This is a genomic window from Mesorhizobium sp. M0052 (genome assembly GCF_040323255.1).
Classification (GTDB): domain Bacteria; phylum Pseudomonadota; class Alphaproteobacteria; order Rhizobiales; family Rhizobiaceae; genus Mesorhizobium.
Map to the genome: position 1 here is coordinate 1 of NZ_JAMYUS010000030.1, position 18,713 is coordinate 18,713.

Annotated in this window: 21 protein-coding genes; 8 read left to right on the top strand and 13 right to left on the bottom strand. The window is 62.5% G+C overall.

Annotated features, from left to right (window positions below; translation table 11 throughout):
- Window positions 1-93: 93 nt before the first annotated feature.
- The 3 genes from NKJ77_RS28810 to NKJ77_RS28820 all read right to left on the bottom strand — a co-directional run bounded on the left by NKJ77_RS28810 (window position 94) and on the right by NKJ77_RS28820 (window position 2,016).
- The gene (locus NKJ77_RS28810) at window positions 94-699 is read right to left on the bottom strand and encodes a hypothetical protein (RefSeq protein WP_023831727.1); all 606 of its coding nucleotides are present in this window, start codon (window positions 697-699) and stop codon (window positions 94-96) included.
- A 31-nt stretch (window positions 700-730) separates the two neighbouring features.
- On the bottom strand, window positions 731-1,483 hold the full coding sequence (locus tag NKJ77_RS28815) for a DUF4142 domain-containing protein (RefSeq protein WP_023831728.1): 753 nt from the start codon (window positions 1,481-1,483) through the stop codon (window positions 731-733).
- Window positions 1,484-1,743: 260 nt separating this feature from the next.
- Window positions 1,744-2,016: a hypothetical protein gene (locus NKJ77_RS28820; RefSeq protein ID WP_023740887.1), complete on the bottom strand. Its 273-nt coding sequence runs from the start codon at window positions 2,014-2,016 to the stop codon at window positions 1,744-1,746.
- A gap of 45 nt (window positions 2,017-2,061) precedes the next feature.
- On the opposite strand from NKJ77_RS28820, the gene NKJ77_RS28825 reads away from it, so the two are divergent.
- The 5 genes from NKJ77_RS28825 to NKJ77_RS28845 all read left to right on the top strand — a co-directional run bounded on the left by NKJ77_RS28825 (window position 2,062) and on the right by NKJ77_RS28845 (window position 5,026).
- Complete coding sequence (locus tag NKJ77_RS28825; protein ID WP_023831729.1) at window positions 2,062-2,424, top strand: hypothetical protein; 363 nt, start codon at window positions 2,062-2,064, stop codon at window positions 2,422-2,424.
- A gap of 201 nt (window positions 2,425-2,625) precedes the next feature.
- The gene (locus NKJ77_RS28830) at window positions 2,626-2,835 is read left to right on the top strand and encodes a hypothetical protein (RefSeq protein ID WP_023671091.1); all 210 of its coding nucleotides are present in this window, start codon (window positions 2,626-2,628) and stop codon (window positions 2,833-2,835) included.
- A gap of 59 nt (window positions 2,836-2,894) precedes the next feature.
- On the top strand, window positions 2,895-3,164 hold the full coding sequence (locus NKJ77_RS28835) for a PilZ domain-containing protein (protein WP_081725353.1): 270 nt from the start codon (window positions 2,895-2,897) through the stop codon (window positions 3,162-3,164).
- A 185-nt stretch (window positions 3,165-3,349) separates the two neighbouring features.
- Window positions 3,350-3,898, top strand: a complete 549-nt coding sequence (locus tag NKJ77_RS28840; protein WP_352536170.1) for a dihydrofolate reductase family protein — start codon at window positions 3,350-3,352, stop codon at window positions 3,896-3,898.
- A 693-nt stretch (window positions 3,899-4,591) separates the two neighbouring features.
- Complete coding sequence (locus tag NKJ77_RS28845; RefSeq protein ID WP_023671095.1) at window positions 4,592-5,026, top strand: hypothetical protein; 435 nt, start codon at window positions 4,592-4,594, stop codon at window positions 5,024-5,026.
- Window positions 5,027-5,433: 407 nt separating this feature from the next.
- On the opposite strand, the gene NKJ77_RS28850 is transcribed toward NKJ77_RS28845, so the two are convergent.
- The 7 genes from NKJ77_RS28850 to NKJ77_RS28880 form a co-directional block, all read right to left on the bottom strand.
- Window positions 5,434-6,246, bottom strand: a complete 813-nt coding sequence (locus tag NKJ77_RS28850; protein WP_023735070.1) for an SDR family NAD(P)-dependent oxidoreductase — start codon at window positions 6,244-6,246, stop codon at window positions 5,434-5,436.
- Window positions 6,246-7,268 carry a sugar phosphate isomerase/epimerase family protein gene (locus NKJ77_RS28855; RefSeq protein ID WP_023831731.1) on the bottom strand — a complete coding sequence of 341 codons (1,023 nt, stop codon included), beginning with the start codon at window positions 7,266-7,268 and terminating at the stop codon, window positions 6,246-6,248. Before NKJ77_RS28855 ends, NKJ77_RS28850 begins: the two co-directional genes overlap by 1 nt.
- Entirely contained in the window at window positions 7,265-8,032 is a 768-nt protein-coding gene (locus tag NKJ77_RS28860) for an SDR family NAD(P)-dependent oxidoreductase (RefSeq protein WP_023831732.1), read from the bottom strand. The genes NKJ77_RS28855 and NKJ77_RS28860 overlap by 4 nt, the downstream gene beginning before the upstream one ends.
- A 39-nt stretch (window positions 8,033-8,071) precedes the next feature.
- Window positions 8,072-9,178 carry an ABC transporter ATP-binding protein gene (locus NKJ77_RS28865; protein ID WP_023831733.1) on the bottom strand — a complete coding sequence of 369 codons (1,107 nt, stop codon included), beginning with the start codon at window positions 9,176-9,178 and terminating at the stop codon, window positions 8,072-8,074.
- An 82-nt stretch (window positions 9,179-9,260) separates the two neighbouring features.
- Window positions 9,261-10,166, bottom strand: a complete 906-nt coding sequence (locus NKJ77_RS28870) for a carbohydrate ABC transporter permease (RefSeq protein ID WP_023831734.1) — start codon at window positions 10,164-10,166, stop codon at window positions 9,261-9,263.
- Complete coding sequence (locus NKJ77_RS28875; protein ID WP_352536150.1) at window positions 10,159-11,094, bottom strand: carbohydrate ABC transporter permease; 936 nt, start codon at window positions 11,092-11,094, stop codon at window positions 10,159-10,161. Before NKJ77_RS28875 ends, NKJ77_RS28870 begins: the two co-directional genes overlap by 8 nt.
- 80 nt (window positions 11,095-11,174) lie before the next feature.
- Window positions 11,175-12,440: an ABC transporter substrate-binding protein gene (locus NKJ77_RS28880; protein WP_023710878.1), complete on the bottom strand. Its 1,266-nt coding sequence runs from the start codon at window positions 12,438-12,440 to the stop codon at window positions 11,175-11,177.
- A gap of 145 nt (window positions 12,441-12,585) precedes the next feature.
- Between NKJ77_RS28880 and NKJ77_RS28885 the strand changes: the two genes are divergently transcribed.
- On the top strand, window positions 12,586-13,791 hold the full coding sequence (locus NKJ77_RS28885) for an ROK family transcriptional regulator (protein WP_023831736.1): 1,206 nt from the start codon (window positions 12,586-12,588) through the stop codon (window positions 13,789-13,791).
- A 29-nt stretch (window positions 13,792-13,820) separates the two neighbouring features.
- Here NKJ77_RS28885 and NKJ77_RS28890 read toward each other — a convergent pair whose 3' ends face one another.
- Window positions 13,821-14,861, bottom strand: coding sequence for an aminopeptidase (locus NKJ77_RS28890; protein WP_352536171.1), 1,041 nt, complete (start codon window positions 14,859-14,861; stop codon window positions 13,821-13,823).
- Window positions 14,862-15,099: 238 nt separating this feature from the next.
- The gene (locus NKJ77_RS28895; RefSeq protein WP_023671105.1) at window positions 15,100-15,333 is read right to left on the bottom strand and encodes a hypothetical protein; all 234 of its coding nucleotides are present in this window, start codon (window positions 15,331-15,333) and stop codon (window positions 15,100-15,102) included.
- A 185-nt stretch (window positions 15,334-15,518) separates the two neighbouring features.
- Between NKJ77_RS28895 and NKJ77_RS28900 the strand changes: the two genes are divergently transcribed.
- Both NKJ77_RS28900 and NKJ77_RS28905 read left to right on the top strand, forming a co-directional pair.
- Window positions 15,519-17,519: an AI-2E family transporter gene (locus NKJ77_RS28900; RefSeq protein ID WP_023744143.1), complete on the top strand. Its 2,001-nt coding sequence runs from the start codon at window positions 15,519-15,521 to the stop codon at window positions 17,517-17,519.
- 128 nt (window positions 17,520-17,647) lie between these two features.
- The gene (locus NKJ77_RS28905; RefSeq protein ID WP_023744144.1) at window positions 17,648-17,806 is read left to right on the top strand and encodes a hypothetical protein; all 159 of its coding nucleotides are present in this window, start codon (window positions 17,648-17,650) and stop codon (window positions 17,804-17,806) included.
- A gap of 435 nt (window positions 17,807-18,241) precedes the next feature.
- Here NKJ77_RS28905 and NKJ77_RS28910 read toward each other — a convergent pair whose 3' ends face one another.
- Window positions 18,242-18,610, bottom strand: coding sequence for a response regulator (locus NKJ77_RS28910; RefSeq protein ID WP_023744145.1), 369 nt, complete (start codon window positions 18,608-18,610; stop codon window positions 18,242-18,244).
- Window positions 18,611-18,713 lie beyond the last annotated feature (103 nt).

Genomic DNA, 18,713 nt, shown 5'->3' on the forward strand with positions numbered 1-18,713 from the left:
CCCCCCCCCTCTTTTTGCCCAAATTTCCCGCCCCCCCCCCCCCCCCCCCCCCCCCGCCCGCCCCGCCCGCGCGCGGCGCCGGGGGCTCGATGATCAAAGTGGGCTGGCGTTGCGCGTTCTGTCGCGCTCGGCCTCGATGTCGGTGTAGGGGTCGGCATTGGCATCGAAGCCGGTCCAGCCACCGGCTTCGTAGGCGCGTCGGCGGTCTTGCAGATCGACCGAGTTGGACTCGCCAAGAATACGCTCGGCCTCATCGGCGAGTTCGTCGCTGACCCTGGCGGTCACCATCGTGCCACCGCGGCGAACGCCCTCCGCATAGACATGCGCATCCCTTTCGGGGACGCCTGACTCGGTCAGCGCCCCGACGATGCCACCGGCAGCGCCACCGACGACCGCGCCGCCAACGGCGCCGACCGCGGTGGCGGCCAGCCATCCTGCGGCCACGACCGGACCGACGCCCGGAATGGCCATGATGCCGAGCCCTGTCAGAAGCCCGCCGGCGCCGCCAATGACGGCTCCAAGACCGGCGCCGCCGGCTGCATCCTCGGCGGCGTTGGAAGTGTCGCCGTCGTCGTACCAGTCATCCGAATTGTTGGCGATGATGCTGATGTCGGCCTGCGGCACTCCGATTGCCTCCAGTTCGCCGACGGCATCGGAGGCATCATCGTAGTTGTCGAAAAGTCCGGTTACGGTTTTCATGGTCTTGATCTCCTCGATCTGGTTCAGAGGTTCAGTTGGCGCCGGCAACGACGTTGCCCTGATAATCGAGCGCCACGGTCGTGGTCTTGCCATCCTTGGTGGCCTGACCGCGCCAGATGCCCTGGTCGTCTTTGGTCAGCTTGGACACGCCGGAGAAGCCGGCATCCTGAATGCGGCTCTTCGCCTGATCCTCGGTGAAGCTGTTGGCACCCGGGATCGGGGCGGCCGGATTGGTGGTGTCGGTCGTGCTCACGGCCGGGGTGGTGGAGCTGGTGGCCGACGATGCATTGTCGGCGGAAGCGATCTTCTCGACCATTTCCTGATGCATTTTGAGCGTCGGCAAGGTCTCGGAGGCGAAGGTCTTCAACTGCGCGTTGTCGCCGTCCTTGGCGTAGCTCTCGAACAGCGTGACCGCCTCCGAATGCGCATCGCGCTGCATCTGGACATAGGGCTTGTCGACGGCATCGTTGGCATTCTGCAGAGCCTCCAGATCGGCCTTGTGCTTGGCGTCCAGCTCCGTCGGCACTTTCAGCTTCTGTTCGCCGGCGATGGTCGCAAGCTTGGCGTTGGCGGCGCCGTGATCGTCGATCATCTTCTTGGCGATATCCTTGACGCCTTGATCCTGGGCCTTGCCTTCTGCGATCTTGCTGGAGTCCACTTCGAACAGGCCGCCGATGGCAGCCTTGTCGACAAAGTCCTGAGCACTGTCGGCGGCGAAGGCGGGCAGGGCGAAGACCATGGCTGTGGCGGTGGCCAGCGAAGCTAGAAGAACACGTGTTTTCATGGACAGAGATCCTCGTTGGGGCACACATCGTGCTGTGAGCCTAACCAGTGCGGCCAAGCTTTGTTCCGCCGCCCAAGCGTTATAACCGGGAGGGTCGATGCCGCGATGATGGCCCCTCATCCTCGGCTTTTGCGCCTTTGCGATGTCGACGCGTGGGGCGGACGGCGACCCGCTCGATGGGCGCCTTCAAGTCCATCGCAAAGGGAAACGAGGCCTTCGCCGCCCGCAAATGAACACCGCCCGCGGTGCCCTATCGAGGTTCAGCGATCGTTGCGTTCGAGGCGGCGCGCAACCTCTGTTTGTGCGACCTGCAGCAGCGTGTCTATTTCGAACATCGCCGCCGCATGGCCGCCGTCGCGAATGACACGGCGGGCGCGGTGGAGCAGGTCGGAGACCGTCCGCAGCGTTTCAGCATGGCTCGATCGATTCGACAAATGCGTGCCTCCATCAGCCACAACCGTTGGATCGGGAGAGTGTTCCCAAAGTTGGCGGCCGGCCCGGCGAATGACCGTGACGGCAGGCAGCGGAACCATCCTTGTCCGTTGGCCGTTCCCCCTGCCTCAACGAAAGGAACAGCCATGGCCGAGAACGACACCCCGAAGGACACCCCGAAGGACACCCCGAAGATTTCCGCCCGAGAGGCCCAGGAGGCCCTGGAGAAGCAGGTCGCATCGCTGAAGCGCGAGATCAGCAAGATCAACCGGACGCTTGCCGAGCGCGCAGAAGATGCCGTTGGCGAAGCCGGCGGCTGGTATGGCAGCGCGACCGAGCGCGCGGCACGGGCAACGCAGCAGCTGAGATCGCAGGCGCAGACGGTGTCCGAAGCCGTCCAGCAAAATCCCGGCACCATCAGCAGCGCTTTCGTGCTTGGCGGCATTGCCGGGTTGTTGATCGGCATGCTGCTCGGGCAAAGCCAGGAACGCGACCGAAGCTGGTTCTAGCGGCGTATCTTATGAATATTGCGCCCGCCGGCTTTGCTGGCGGGCTTTGTATGGACGCCAGATCACCGTGGCTTTGAGTGAAAAACTCCCCGCTCGGGTAAACGGGATTTGTGGTCGGCGCCGCCCGCGCGGCGCCCTCGACAGGTGAGTTGAGTTTCCCTGCCGCGGTCGTATGTTGTTGACCGTAGTGGAGGATCACAAATGCCCATTCGACGCAAAGCCACCGAGGCCGGCGTTTTGCAGCCGTCCGAACTCGAGCTGTTGGGCCGTGTATTCGAGCAGCTTAAGCGCGACGGTCAGTCGCCCGAAGCACGCGACGCCATCGCATCCCGGATTATCGCGAACTATATGGCCGGCGTGGTCGATGAAGCCGAGCTCGTCAGTCTTTCGAGGCAACCGCTGGGCCGGTAGTGCGCTTTCCATTCCGGCTTCAGAAGAGTTTCAGGTCGTCAAATCAGAGGGATAAGGCAATGCCGACTGACCCACCGATAGAGCGACGGTCGCATATCCGTGATCTTGTTCTGAAGGAAGCGACAATCCGCGTTGGCGACGCCAGTATCAATTGTCTGGTTTGCAACCAGCACGCCCACGGTGCGGAGCTGCGGGTGAAGGCCGATATCGCAATCCCCGACCGTTTCGTGCTTCACGTGCCGGTCGATCATACCAGCTATCGCGCCGTGGTGCGGTGGAGACGGAACGAGCGACTTGGGGTGCAACTCGATTCGGGACGGCAGGCGTAGATGGCGGTAGCCGGGACGGATCACCCAGCTGTTCAAGTGCAGGGTTGATGGGACAAGGCAGGGCTCGTTTGCGGCACGAACGCTTCCTTCCATGCTGCTTGCGATTTGCAATCAGTTGCGATAGCCTCTGACCGCTTGCATTGCAAGCGGTTGGTCCGTGGACCCACTAGGTGAAGGCGCTGCTTATGGGCAAACTTATCTTGGGAATGAACGTTTCCATCGATGGCTATGTCGATGACCTTGCCGGAAATCTGGTCATGGGCGCACCAAGCCAGAAGCACTTCGAGTACTGGATCGAGACGATTCGCAACCATGCCGGCGCTGTGTATGGCCGCCGGATGTACGAGGTCATGCGCTATTGGGACGATGATCACGCGGAATGGGATGCTTCGCTTCGCCAGTTCGCGACACTCTGGCGCAAGCTGCCCAAATGGGTCGTTTCGCGCACACTTTCACGGGTCGGCCCGAACGCCACCCTCATCTCCGGCGATATTGAAGCGCAGATTCGCGAGATCGCGGCCCGCACGGAGGGTATCCTGAGCGTTTCCGGTCCGGAACTGGCCGGTCTTATGACCGGGCTGGGCCTGATTGGCGAATATCACCTGCACGTGAGGCCGTTCGTGCTCGGCAAGGGCAAGCCTTTCTTCCACGAGGCAAGGCCTCCGCTGCAACTGGTGTCGAGCACATTGATCGATGACGATACGGTTCATATGATCTATGTGCCGCGAGGCTGAACGATAAGGCGCTTCAGCGCCAACATGCGAACCAACACGTACGTTCGCAGTGGGCCTGGTCCCGGCCTTCGCACCGAGGTCTCACATGTCAGCTTGCGTGCTGGGTACCCAAGCAGCAGAGGGTCTGCTGTCGGCCGAAAATCTGCCGGTCAGCAATGCGCCCCATGCCGGTCAAAGAGGCCTTGCCGCCGTTCCTCCATAAGCAGACATTGCAGACCTACAAGGACATCGCTTTTACGCCCGAAGCGCCGCTTCGGTTGGTCCTTCAGTGACCTGGCGGCCCAAGGGCGTCGTCCACCACCGCCCGCCCTGGTCCGCAACTCACCGTTGCCAGCGGCTCTGCTCCTGGCCTTCCCGCGATGACCGAGCGGGTAGTGAAACATCATGGTCAAGCCTGAAAAGCAAGGTCCAACCTAGCCGCCTTTCCAGGCCTGCGTCATCATCGTCCAGCAGTTCAGGATCCTGCGTGCGCCAGCCGGATCCGTCGGGTCGGCCGGCCGCACAGTTTTTTTCATCCCGCTGGAACATTGGCGAAGGAATGCAGTTGGGGTCGCTGCAGATGCCGCCGCGCGGTGCCTGTGGGCGATTGGTGGCAACACCTGATCGGCCGCCGCTCCTTTACGAGGCGGCTTAGCGTGTGAGCCAATCCTGCAGCAAAGGCCTTGGGATTGGAACGACCAACAGGAGGCAGTCATGAAGCACCAGACACTCGATCAACTCCAGTCAGTCGCGGACATCAGTCCACTATCGCCGGCTCTGCTGGCTACAAGGACACAACGGATAGAGCGGTGGGCGGAACTGCTCTATCGAAATCCGACGCGCTCCCTTGTGGCTCTCACCGGGACTGAGCATCTGCATCCCTCTGTCCGCGGAGAAGCGCGCGCGGTCGGATCGGCGATTAGTGTCGCCTTTGACGATCCACTGCTGCGTGCATCGGGCATGCAATCGGATACCTACGGGGAAGCCAGACGCTTCTTCGAACTCTCCGATTGGCAGTTGCATGAGATCGTCTGCAGTTGCCACACCGGCGCCACCATGCAGGCTGGCTGGGCCGCCGGGCGTGTCCGCAGGGTTCTCAATGGGAGCAAGATATTGGCTTGGCTGAGAAAAGGATTCATGCCGCACTGAGACACAGCGCTTGCGCCTGAAGAAGCATGCAGGCTCCAGCAGAGATTGCGTCGGCTCCGCGAAGGCATGGCTGACCTCAATGGAGTAGGGCGGCCGAGTTGCTTGCGACTTCAGAAATGACGTTCACCATTGCTTAGTGGACCTCGTCAGGGTGATCGGCAATTTCGTGAATAGCGAGTACCAGCGCCAGTTTCGACCAACCGGTCGGCAGCGCCCTCGTGACCAAGCGGGGTTACTTATCCTCGGTGCGTCACATGTGCGCTTCGTCAGCGGTATAGCCTGCCAATCCCTCCACAGCCGTTTTGACGCTGCGAAAAGATCGAGGCGTGAGGGGGCAATTTAACCCAGGAATCCCGAAAACGGACCTTCCGCTTTCGGCCCGAAATTGAAATTCGAGGCCTCCCCCATCACCCCGGAAAGATCGTAAACCCGCCATCCACCCGCAGCACCTGCCCGTTGATAAACCGCGCCCGCGGGCCAGCCAGAAACGCCACCGCCTCCGCGATCTCTTCCGGTTCCGCATAGCGGTTCAGCGATTTGCGGCTGGAATCCATGCGCTCCGGATCGACCACGCGGGTCGCCTGGAAGCGTGCCGTCTTTGTGGCGCCGGGGCTGACCGCGTTGATGCGCACGCCGTCGTCGATCAGTTCCTTGGCCAGGCAGCGGGTGTAATGCACGACCGCGGCCTTCAAGGTGGAGTAAACGACCTCGGGCGAGCAGCCGAGATGTGCCGCCGCGGAGGCGATGTTGATGACGGAGCCGCCGCCGCGCTGCTTCATCGGCGGCACGAAGGCCTGGCAGACCAGCATCGTGCCGATCAGATTGTTCTCGGTGAGCACGCGGATGTCGTCGAGTTCGATGTCGAGGGCGTTGTTCGGGTTCGGCTTGCCGCCCCTGGCGCCGATGTCGCCGCCGGCACAATTGACCAGCACATGGACGTCGCCGAGATCGGCCTCGATCCTGCGCTTCATCTCGGCAACCGCTTTCTGGTCGCCGATGTTGCCGGTCACCGACGTGACCTTCGTGCCGTGCCGCTTCAGGCGCTCGACCACTTCGCCGAGATTGGCGAACTCGCCATATTTGGCCGGCGCTTCCTCGTCCATGTCGTGGATCGCGACATTGGCGCCGAGTTCCGCCAGGCGCTCGGCCATCACGCGGCCGAGGCCTCGGCCGGAGCCGGTTACGAAGGCGGTTAATCCATCGAGTTCACGTGCCGTCATCACATCTTCTCCATCAAACCAAATTTGCGCATGTTGGCGGCGCTGCGCCGGATCATGTCGAGCTCATAGAAAACCAGTGAGACGTCGTCTTCGCGCTCCCAGGGGGTGCTTGTGTCGGCATCGTCGGGCAGCCGGTTGCGCTGCGCGGCCGCCAGGCAGGCGGCAAAGTCGCGCGCCGTCTTCGGGGGATAGCCGCGCCACCAGTCGTCGCTGAGATAGCGGACATGCCGGGCCTCCAAGGCGCCCGGTTCGAGAACGGCGGTCATGCGATCGTGGTGCTGGCCAAGAATGGCGAACAGCTCGGCAAACGGCACCGCACCGTCGCCGATGGCGCAGCGGATCAGCCGGTAACCTTCGGTCGTGAACTGCACGCGGTAATCCTTGAGGTGGACATGGCGGACATAGGGGGCGATCACCTTCGTAAAATCGAGCGGCGCTTCGCCGACCGGGAACGTGTTGCCGGTGTCGAAGGTCACGCCCACACTGTCACCACCGAGGGCGCAGAAATCGACGAGTTCCCGGCTGGTAAAGTCCTGGTGGTTTTCGATCGCAAGGACATACCCTTCGGTATTCGCGCGGGGACCCCATTCCACCAATCGCCCCCGAATGATGCCGACGTACTCGCTCCATTTTGCGCCGGCGGCGTTGCGGTCGCCGCAGAGAACCGGCGTCAGCGCCGTCCGGATGATTTTGGCCTTGAGCAGGCGCGCGGCCCGAAACGCATCGTCGAGCGGTTCGCCCACCAGCAGGCCGCCGCTGACGACCGGCGTGATGCCAAGGCCGGCGAGCCGTTCGCGCAGCGCGATCACCGCGTCGTCGGAAAGCTCGCTCAGCCATGGCACCCAGATCTCCAGCACGCGCGCGCCGAGTTCGGTCGCGAGCGCGATGAAACCTTCGAGCCCCGCTGGCTGCGGATTGGCGCGTGGCGTGCCGCGGCCCTGGAGGCCGAGATGATAGGTCAGGCCGTAGGGGTTCAGGCCGACCTCGAGCATGAAGCGATCCTTTGAGTCAGGTGTGGTCATCGCAGGCCGGCATCCACGGTGATCGACTGCTTGGTGATCATGCGGCTGTCGTCGGCGGCGAGGAACAGCACCGTGCGCGCGATCTCCTCGCCGAGCAGAACCTTGCGGATCACCTGGCGCTGCACGACCTGATCGACCGAACCTTGGGTCTTGTACCAAAGCTCCCGCTGCCGGTCGGTGATGACGGCGCCCGGCTCGATGGCGTTGACGCGGATGTTGTCGGGGCCAAACGCCCGCGCCAGCGCGAAGGTCAGCCCGACCACCGCAGCCTTGGCCGCCGCATAGGGCGCCATCTCTGACGCGCCGAAACGCCAGGCGATCGAGGAAAAATTGACGATCGAACCAAAGCCCACTTCCTTCATGTGCGGATGCACGGCCTGAGCGGAAAAGAAGTGGTGCCTGAGGTTCACATCCTGGGCGTGGTCCCAATATTCCTGCGTCACGTCGGCGACGGAGAGGCGATTGTCATCGGCGGCGTTGTTGACCAGCACCGCGACAGGCCCTAGGCGGTCGCGCACCGTGCCGATCGCGGCCTGCAGGGCAGGGATATCGGTCACGTCGCAGCGCAGGAACAGGGGCGGATGCGCTGCCGTGGCGGCGAGGTCGCGGGCAAGCTGCTCGCCGGCCTCCTGCTGCAGATCAAGAAACGCCACTCGTGCGCCATTGGCGGCGAAGGCGCGGACCGTGTCGGCGCCGATGCCCGACGCACCGCCGGTGATCAGCACGACACGCTCGGACAGGCTCGGATAGGTGGCGAAGGACAAGGCGGAACTCTTTTCAGATCAAGCTTCGGTCAGATCGGGTCAGATCAGGCGTTGGGTCGTCGGGTCGAACAGGCACGCCCGCGCCATGTCGATGCCGAGCGTCACCGTCTCGCCCATAAGCGGCGTGCCGTCGGGGTCGAAACGGCCGGTGATCTCCTTGCCGCCCAGGCGCAGGACGGCCATGGTCTCCGCGCCTGTCGGCTCGACCAGTTCGACCACGGCATCGATTTGCGCGATGCCCGGCTTGCGGCGCGCAAGATCCGGATCGAAGCGGTAGATGTGCTCCGGCCGGATGCCGAGAATGATTTGTCGCGGCGTATCGGATGGGAGCGCCTGGACGATCGGCAGGCTGGCCGTCTTGCCATCGGCGGCCTGCAACACAACAGTGGCGTGACCGCCTTCCTGGCTCAGTTCCGCGGCCAAAAAATTCATCGCCGGCGAGCCCATGAAGCCGGCGACGAACATGTTGGCCGGACGGTTGTAGATCGTGGCGGGATCGTCGAATTGCTGGACCTCGCCCTGGTGCATCACGGCGATGCGCGACGCCAGCGTCATCGCCTCGACCTGGTCGTGGGTGACGTAAACCGTGGTCTTGCCGACGCGGTGATGCAGCTTCTTGATTTCGGTGCGCATGTCGACGCGCAGCTTGGCATCGAGATTGGAGAGCGGCTCGTCGAACAGGAACAGTTTGGGATCGCGAACCAGCGCCCGGCCCATGGCGACGCGCTGGCGCTGGCCGCCCGAGAGCTGTCCGGGCTTGCGCCCAAGCAGCGGTTCGATCTGCAGGAAGGCAGCAACTCGACTGACGGCCTCGTCCTGCTGCGGCTTCGGGACGCGGCGGCTTTCCATGCCGAAGGTGATGTTCTCGCGCACCGTCATCGTCGGGTAGAGCGCGTAGGACTGGAACACCATGGCGATGTCGCGGTCCTTCGGCGGCACCGAATTGACCAGCCTTCCGTCGATGCGGATCTCGCCGGAGGTAACAGATTCGAGCCCGGCGATCATCGCCAGCAGAGTGGACTTGCCGCAGCCGGACGGTCCGACCAGCGCGATGAACTCGCCGTTCCGCGCTTCGAGATCGATGCCCTTCAGCACCTCGACCGCGCCGAAGTTCTTGCGCAGCGATCGGATGGTCAATGTCGACATGCGATGCCCTTCTTGGCGGACGGGACGATCGGCGACAGGAGACAGGCTCCGCTCACTGGATCGCGCCTCACTTGACGGCGCCTCACTTGATCGCCCCTTGGGTCAGGCCACGAACGAAATACTTGCCGCCGAAGAGATAGATCAGCAGCGGCGGCAGCGCGCCGATCAGCACGGCGGCGCTCATGACATCGTAGGCGCGCACATTGGTGCCGCTTGCCGTCAGCGCGACGAGCGCTGCCGTGATCGGCTGTTGCTGCCCGGAGGTGAAGACGACGCCGAACAGATATTCGTTCCAGATGCCGGTGAACTGCCAGATCACCGTGACGATCAGGATCGGCGAGGAGAGCGGCAGAATGATCTTGCGGAAGATGCGCCAGAAGCCGGCGCCGTCGATGCGCGCCGCCTTGATCAGGTCGTCGGGGATGCTGACGTAGTAGTTGCGGCAAAACAAAGTGGTGAACGAAATGCCCTGGATGACGTGGATGAGGACGAGCCCGTAGACCGAATTGCTGAGGCCGAGATTGCCGAGGATGAACGCCCACGGCATCAACGAAATCTGGCCCGGAATGAAGACGCCGAGCAGCATGCAGGTGAACAAAGCTTCCGAGCCTCTGAAGCGCCATTTCGACAGGATGTAACCGTTCATCGCGCCGACCGCCGTCGACATGATCGTGGCCGGGATCGTCATCTTCAGGGAGTTGTAGAAGTTGCGCTGCATGCCCTCGCAGGTGCCGCCGATGCAATAGGTGCTCCAGGCCTGGCCCCAGGCATCGAGGCGGAAGCTGCGCGGCAGCGAGATCAACCCGTTGCGTGCGATCTCCTGCTGGTCGCGGAATGAATTCAGCACCACGACCAGCAACGGGACCAGGTAGATCGCCGCGAAGACGACCAGCAGCCCATAGATGGCGAAGCGGGTGAGAAAATGCCGGCGCGACGCGACTGCGGCAGCGCGACGGTCGAGCGACTGGTCCAGGGAGACGTCAGCCATGGCCGGCTTCCTTGCGCCGGCGCCAGACCACCCAGAATGAATAGGGCACCAGCACCACGGCAACAGCGGCAAGCATCATGATGGCGGCGGCCGCACCTTCGCCGATCTGGCCGCGTTGGAACATCAGGTCATAGACGTAGATGGCGGGGAAGGTGGTCGAGATCCCCGGGCCGCCTTTGGTCAGGGCCGCCACGAGGTCGAAGGTCTTGATGGCGAACTGGATCTGGATGACGGCGACCGCCAGGAAGATCGGCGCAATGGTTGGCAGAAGCACCTTGCGATAGATGCGGAATGTCGATGCGCCGTCGATCTGCGCGGCCTTGACGAGGTCCTGATCCACCGAGCGTAGGCCGGCCAGGAACAGCGCCATGGCAAAGCCCGAGGCCTGCCAGACGCCGGTGATGATCACCGCGTAGATCGCATAGTGCCGGTCGCTGGCCAGTGCGAAACTGAAGCTCGTCCAGCCGAAACCGCGCACCATGGCCTGGATGCCGTCGGTCGGATTGTAGAGCCAGCTCCAGACCGTGCCGGTGACGATGAAGGAGACGGCCAGCGGATAGAGGAAGATCGCGCGCCAGGCCGCTTCGCCGCGCACGCGCTGGTCGATCAGGATCGCCAGCAGCAGTCCCACCGCCATCGAGCCGACGATGTAGAAAGCGCTGAAGAAAAACAGGTTGTTGTAGGCGATGTTCCAGCGCCGGTTCGCCCACAGCGACGCGTAGTTGTCCAGGCCGACGAAGCCGTAGGTCGGCAGCAGCGAGGAGTTGGACAGCGAGATATAGAGCGTCCAGCCGGTGAACACGAAGACGTAGACGAAGCTCGCCACGAGTGAGGGGCCGAGCACGAGCAAGGGCATCGCGGAGCCCAGCCGCTCGCGCCAGGGGCGGGCGGGCGTCGGTACCGACAGGATCAGGTCTTGATTTGACATTCAGAGTACAGCATTGGCAGAGCACGGGACTGAAAGGGAGGACGGCCGGGCGGATAGGCATCGCGCCCGGCCATTCCCGTCTATTTCTGTGCTTCCGCCGCGTCGGCCATCGCATTGGCGCCATCCTCGGGCGACATGTCCGGTGTCGCCACGAACTCGGTAATGGAGTCCATGATCGCGCCGCGCATCTTCTGCGGGATGGTCATGTTGTGCGCCATCGAGCGGACCAGCGTGCCGTCCTTGATCGAAGCCTGCAGATCCTTCTGCGAGAGCTGCTGGCACGGATTGAAGCCCTTCGACAGATCGATATCCAGGCGTGCAGGGATCGAGCCCTTGGCCTGGTTGAAGACCGTCTGGAAGTCGGGCGACAGGATCAGGCTGGCCAGCAGCTTCTGGCCGTCGATGTAATCCTGGTCCTTCTGCTTGAAGAACACGACCGAGTCCGAGTTGAGGATGAAGCCGGGTTTGCCCCAATCGGTCGGCGCCTGGGCGCAGACATAGTCGGTGCCTTCCTTGAAGCCGGCGGCGGTCAAAAGGCCGATCGTCCAGTCGCCCATGATGTGGAACGCCGCGTCGCCCTTGCCGACCAGCGCCGACATCGAATCCCAGTCGCGGCCGACCATGCCCGGATCCATGTATTTGCTCGTCATCAGGCGCATCTGCGTGAAGGCCTTGACCATTCCCGGGCTGCGCATGGACTCGACATCGCCTTCCACAAAGGCCTTACGGTAGAGATCGATGTCCTGGCCGTAGAGCACGACCTCGAACACCGTCGAATCCGTCCAGTCGGCGGTCGAATGCGAGATGCAGATCTTGCCTGTGGCGACGATCTTGTCGCAGGCGGCATTGAACTCGGCCCAGGTCTTGGGCATTTCCGCCACGCCGGCCGCCTGCATGACCTTGGGCGAGGCCCAGAGCCAGTTGATGCGGTGGATGTTCATGGGCGCGGCGACCCATTTGCCGGTCGGCTTCATCACCGGAAGCAATTCCGGCGCCACCACTTTCTCCCACCCTTCCGAGGCCGCCAACTCGTCGAGATCGGCGGTCATGCCGGTCTCGTTCCATTCGGCGATCTCGGGGCCCTTGAGCTGCACGGCAGGCGGGGCATTGCCGGCGATCACGTCGGCGCGCAGCTTGGCCAGCGTATTGGCGGTGTGGCCGGCGATCGAGGTCTGTTCCCATTTGCCGCCCTTGGCGGTGAACATCTCGCCGAGCTTGGCGATCGCCTGGGCGTCCGATCCGGTCGCCCACTGGTGCAAAAGGTTGGTCTTGGGTTCGGCGAAGGCTGTTCCGGCGAAAAATGTGCACGCAGCAGCGGCCGCAAGCGCGGTCATGACGGACTTCATCGTTTCACTCCCATATCGTGTTGCACGGTTCGTCTCGACCGCTTATGGCCGCGGTTTGAAGCCGCCGCCGGCGAGATGCGTCAATCTCGAGTTCTTTCCAAGATGACATATTGGAGCTATCAGTCAACGATGTTTATGTTGAGCCATGACAAAACCTTCGCTTAGAACCTGGCTGATCGACAGACCCTCCGCGTCGCCGGAGAGCATGATCGTGCGCTGCCTGAGCGAGCGCGGCGCACTCTCCGCGTTGCAGATCGCACGCGCCACCGGTCTGGCGCGCTCGACGGTGTCAACCGCGCTTAACGGCTTGAAAAGGTCTGGAATGGTGATCGAAGCCCCGACCAGCCGCGACGGCATCAGAGGCATCGGCAGGCCAGCCGCGGCGGTGACGCTCAATCCGACAGCGGGCACCTGCGTCGGCATTCACCTGGCTCTTCAGCAGATACGGCTCATCGTCGCCGATGTCTCGCATTCCGTCATTGCCGAACAAAATATTCCAATGGCGCTGGACTACCAGCCGCAACAGGCGGCCCAGGCGGTCAAATCGGCAATTGCCCAATCCTACAGGGAAAACGGTCTGCCGGTGGCGGGGCTCCTGGGGGTTGGTGTCTCCGTCTCCGGCCCTGTCAGCCGCGATGGAGTGGTGCTGCGCGCCAGCATGGTTCCAACATGGGCCGGCGTCAACATACGAGATGTGTTCGGACCCGTCCTGGAACAGCCGATCTTCGCCGACAACGAGAGCAACTGCGCGGCCATTGCCGAGCTGATGTGGGGTGCGGCCGTCGGCCAGGACGATTTCGTGCTGTTCAAGATCGATCTGGGTGTCGGCGGCGCCATTGTCCAGCATGGCCGGCTGGTGACGGGCGTCGCCGGCGGCGCCGGCGAATTCGGGCACATCAGCATCGATCCCGGCGGCGACCTTTGCCGCTGCGGCAATCGCGGATGCCTGGAGCTCTACGCGAGTTTTACCCGGCCGCTGGAACAGATTTCGCGTGTCGTTGGGCGGCAAGTCACCATGGACGATGTCATCGCCATGGCCGAGCAGGGCGACGTCAGGGCGTTGCGGATGATCGAGGATACCGCCGAGATCGCCGGCCGGGGTCTCGGCCTGATCGGCTCGGTGCTCAATCCGCCGCTTATCATCATCGGCGGCCATATGGCTTTGGCAGGGGACATTCTGTTGACGCCGCTGATCGCGTCCTATGAACGCCACACGCTGATCAAGTCCCGGGATGTCGCTCCCGCCCTGCGCACGCGCATCATCGTTGGCAGGCACACCGAGAACGATGCCTTGCTGGGCGCGGTCGGCCTCGTTTTGAGACACCAGACGAAGGAACTGTCGCTGGGGTGATCGTCAGGACCAGCCTGTGCTTGTTCAAGTCAATTGCACGTGTCCGCAGCCTTGAGCGCTTCGGCGCGTGACGATTTGGGCAAATCCGCGATCCGCCGGACAGAAGCGTAAAACCTTGGATAGTCGCCCGAACACAGGTCGAACAAGCGAAGAAAGGCCGGAACCTGTTCACCGTAGACAGAAGTTGCCGCGAGCTTGGCGTTGTTGATCGGGGCAGCGAACCAGGCGTCGTATCCCCGGTATCCCGCCCAGTGCCTGTCGCGCATCTGCCGGTAGCGCGCCCGCAACCGGTCGATGGTTGCTGCCTTGGCGGCTGCCATCTTTTCCGGGGTGCGGGGACTACCATAGACCTGCCTTAGCTCGTCGCGCGTCTTCGCCACCAGTCCGAGAAAATCGGCGCTGCGTTTGCGGTCGGCTTCGTATCGGCGCAATCCGGCCCGGTCGCCGGCGGCGCGGAGCCATTCCCTGACGCCGCTGGTTTCAACGGCAACGGCGAATGCCTCGTTGAATGCGGAATCGCCATCCACATAGAGGCGCTGATGCGCCAGTTCATGAAAAACAAGGCTTGCGAGATAGGTGTCGTCCTGACGCAGCATGGTGCTCAGCAGCGGGTCACTGGACCAGCCAAGCGTGGAATAGGCGGTGACGCCCGAGACATAGACGTCCAGCCCCTGTCTTTGAAGTTCGACTGCGTTCTCAGTCGCGGATTTCCGGGAGAAGTAACCCCGGTATGGAACGCAGCCGAAGACCGGAAAGCACCATGTTCGTGGCGCAAGCGAGAATTGCGGCGCGGCAAAAACGGCCCAAGTCACGGCATCGCGATGGATGTCGACATAGCTGCGGTAGCTGTTGTTTTCGGGCAGTGCCAGCTCATCTGTCGCAAACCTTCTTATGGCGCTGGCCGACGTCAATTTGGCGCGCAATGCTTCAGGCGTCGAAGGATCACGGATGAGTTTTGCAATATTTTTGCGGGCGGCCATGATCTGCGTGTGACCTTGCAACGACTGCGCGTAGTAGGAAATGCTCGTGCAGCCGGTCGCCCCGGACGCGATGATCGCCGCGGCAAGCATCTGAAGAACGCGCTTCACTGTTTGCCCACCTTGCCCATCTCCCCATGCAGCAAACGTCCTGGTCACCCTCAAACAGGAGGCACCGGTTTCCGTCAAGAGCTGCAGGGGTAGGGGGCGACACCGACCTGGGCAGGGCGATGCGGCCATTCGCCTACGATTGACGAAAGTCCGCCGCAGGGCGGGAGCGAGCGAGATACGGACCGTCCGTCGAGGCGCGGTTCCCCCAAGCTGCCGCGCGCTACTGGTCCGAAAACCTCACGCTCACGCCGCGCTGGCGAAAATAAGCCTGCATCAACTTACGGCCCGAGCGGTTGTTCTGCGCCAATTTTGCCGGATCGAACACCGCCTGTTTTGCGCCCTCTCGTGTCAGCGCTGCCTTGAGCGTCGCGATATGGGCGTCGATGTCGGCATTGTCCGCCCGCAGCGAGGCATAGATACTTTCGGTCGCTTCGGCCACAGTCGGTTCGCTCACAGATGTCGTCCTTTGGTTGGTTGGGCGGCGGCTTTACCACAGATTTGCGGCTCCGACGATATCGACTGAACCGTCGGAGCACAGCGCCCAGGGCGCAAAACCGCAAAACGTATGTATTCGGCCCTGCTAAACATTGCCCGGCAGGCGAATGGGTCTAACTATCGGTAGGAAACGGGGGGAATCACGTGGCTGCCAATCGTCGAAACGACATCTCATCGTCCGAGCGGGGGCTAGGACGGATTCTTGCGGCAGGCAATGCCCATCCGCGCACAGCTCTGCCTACCGTGGCAACCATCGTCACGACAGTAGCTGCGCTGTATTTCGGTCGTGAGGTGTTCCTTCCCATTGCCATCGCGCTGCTTTTGACCTTTGCGCTGGTGCCGATGGTCTCCGCACTGAAGCGTGTCGGCTTGCCTCGGCTGCCCGCAGTGCTTCTGAGCGTGATTGGCGCATTCGCGGCCCTGGGCCTGTTCAGCTTCATTGTTGCGACCCAGGTAAGCGAGCTTGCTCAGAACATTTCCGTCTACCAGACAAACATTCTGACCAAGGTACGTTCCCTCAAGGAGACGGGCGTTGGTGGCGGCATAATTGCCAGGCTGAGCGGGGTGATCGAGCGTGTCGGTCAGGAGATCGACAAGCAGGATGTGGCGCCGCCTGCGGCCGACAAGCCCCGGCGCGAGCCTGTTCCCGTCGAGATCGTCGCCCGCGAGAGACCTCTGGAGGTATTGCAGAACATCATCGGACCGTTGATCAGCCCGCTGGCATCAGCTGGCCTGATCATCATCGTCGTCATCTTCATGTTGCTTGAGCGCGAGGATCTGCGCGACCGGTTTATCCGCCTCGTCGGCTATGGCGACCTCCATCGCACAACGCAGGCATTGCAGGATGCCGGCAAACGGGTTGGCCGCTATCTGATCATGCAATTGGTGGTCAATATCGTCTACGCGATACCAATCGCAATTGGCCTTTGGGTGCTCGGCATTCCCAACGCGCTGCTGTGGGGGTTGCTGGCACTGGCGCTGCGCTTCGTTCCCTATATCGGCCCTGTTATCGGCATGCTGCTGCCCTTGTTTCTGGCCTTGGCGGTTGCGCCCGGCTGGTCGCTGGTGCTGTGGACCGCCGCACTGTTTGTCGTCATGGAATTGGTAACCGGCAACGTCATCGAACCGTGGCTCTATGGCTCGCGCACGGGACTTTCTCCTTTGGCAATCATCGTTGCGGCAATTTTCTGGACATGGTTGTGGGGGCCGCTCGGCCTGGTCCTTTCGACGCCGCTGACAGTTTGCCTCGTCGTCCTCGGGCGACATGTTCCGCAGTTCGAATTTCTCGACGTCCTGTTTGGCAACGAGCCCGTCCTTGAATCTCACGCCCGGCTCTATCAACGGCTCCTGGCCGGCGATCCCGACGAGGCCACTGACCATGCCGAGGAGATCCTCGAGGAGAAGTACCTGATCGATTTCTACGACACTGTCGCCATTCCTGCTCTCCTGTTGGGCGAGCAGGACCGCATGCGTGGCGTGATGGGCGATCAACAGCGAAGGCAGGTGGCGGCGAGCGCCCAAATTCTTGTGGCAAATCTTGCCGACGATGCACAGGAAGAGGCAAGCGAGGAAGATACGCCGGCAACCACCGCGGAAGGGAGCGCGAGCAGGGAAACAGATGGCGTCGAAGAGGAAGAGATCGAGTTGCCCGACGGCAAGGACATGTCGGTGCTTTGTGCCGGCGGTCGCGGCGAACTCGACGATGCCGCTGCCGCCATGCTCGCTCAGGTGCTGGAGGTGCAAGGTGCTACGGTGGCGAAGGCCAGTTTTGTCGATATGGAGCCGGCAGGTATTCGTCGTCTCGAACTAGAGGCGATCGACACTGTCGTGGTCGGTTTCCTGAACCGGGATTCGCTCAAGCATGCCCGCTTTCTGGTCCGCAGACTGAAGCGCGCCAAGGCAGGTTTGAGAATTGGGATTGTGTTCTGGTCAGACGCGGAGCAGGGCGATGTCGGGCAAGAAAGGCAAGCTTTGGCCGCCGACATCAGCGCCGATTTCGTAGCCCACGGCATGGTCAACGCTGTGCTTGGCGCACTTTCTCCAGCGCCGGCCGTTCCCCTCAAAGTCGTTTCGAAACGCCGCGATCGACGCCGTCCGGCCCCTCGAAAACGGATCCCGGCCCAGGCAACGGCCGCAACAGCCTAGCAGCACCGCCATGTCTCAGATTGCCGCGCCGGCGCTGGAATCTCTGGTGCGACGGCAAGATCGTCCCCACTCGCAACCATGGAACAATCTCGCGGCCTTGCGGTTCCTAACATCGAAGGAGAACCCCCATGCTTAGATTCCTTATCCGCCTCGGCGCGATCTACGCGGCGTTCCAGATCGGCCGAGAGTTCGGCCGCAAGGAGACCGAAATCATGCTCCTGCCGCCGCCCGTTGACTACGAGCGGCACCCCACGTCAAGAAACGAAACCGATTTCGGAGAGGCATAGGACCGCTCAATCTGTCTGGTCGATCTGGCCCATGCTGGCGCCGTCCCTGCGCGGGGCGCTTTATCGTACGAACGGACCCGGCCACTTGGCTGTTGCCAGGATCGTTTCTGGCAACGCAATAATTGAGCCGCTATCTCTGTCGCTCAAACGCGGCACAGCGAGGTTGACCGTGCGTCGAAGAATGAGTCTCAGATCCTGGCGTTGAGCCGATGGAGAAGGCATGATCAGCACGGGCAAGGACGAGCACAACCCTAAGAAAGTGGAAGGGAATGAAGCACTGGTGCTGTCAACTGCCAAAGAGACCGGCATCACCGAGGATCAAGCGCGCGACCTTGTTCGCCTGATCGGCACCGGCCGCAATTCGCTGCTCCGTGAGGCACGGCAGCTGCTCCGGCAGCGCCTGGCTAGTTTAGACCGAAGGTGCTCAGAGCACGGCTATCCCGTCGCCTTCTGCTGCCCGGCGGTCATCGCTTTGAGAGCCCGGACCACCTCTGCAGGTCCGGCGGGTTTCATCACTCTTACGCCAGACGAGAACGCTTCGTGGGTTTCCTCGAGCCCCAGGCCGGAATAGACGATGAAAGGAACCGCCCGCCCTGCCAAGGTTTTTGCCGCGTCAACAGCCTCGCCGTCCGACAGCCTGACGTCCAGGATCGCTGCGGCGGGGGTATGGTCCGCAAGAAAACGTTTCGCCTGGGAACATGTCGCCGCCAATGCCACGGCAAAGCCCGCCTCCGAAAGAGTGGACTCCATATCCAGTGCTATCAAGGCTTCGTCGTCGACGACAAGGACCAAGGGTTTGCCCATGCGCGGATGATCGCACGTTTGTAGATGGAAGACGAGTCGAGGCTACGACCCTTTTAGGGTCCGGTTCCCGTACGCAGCGGGTCGAGACCGCGAGCAATGGGAA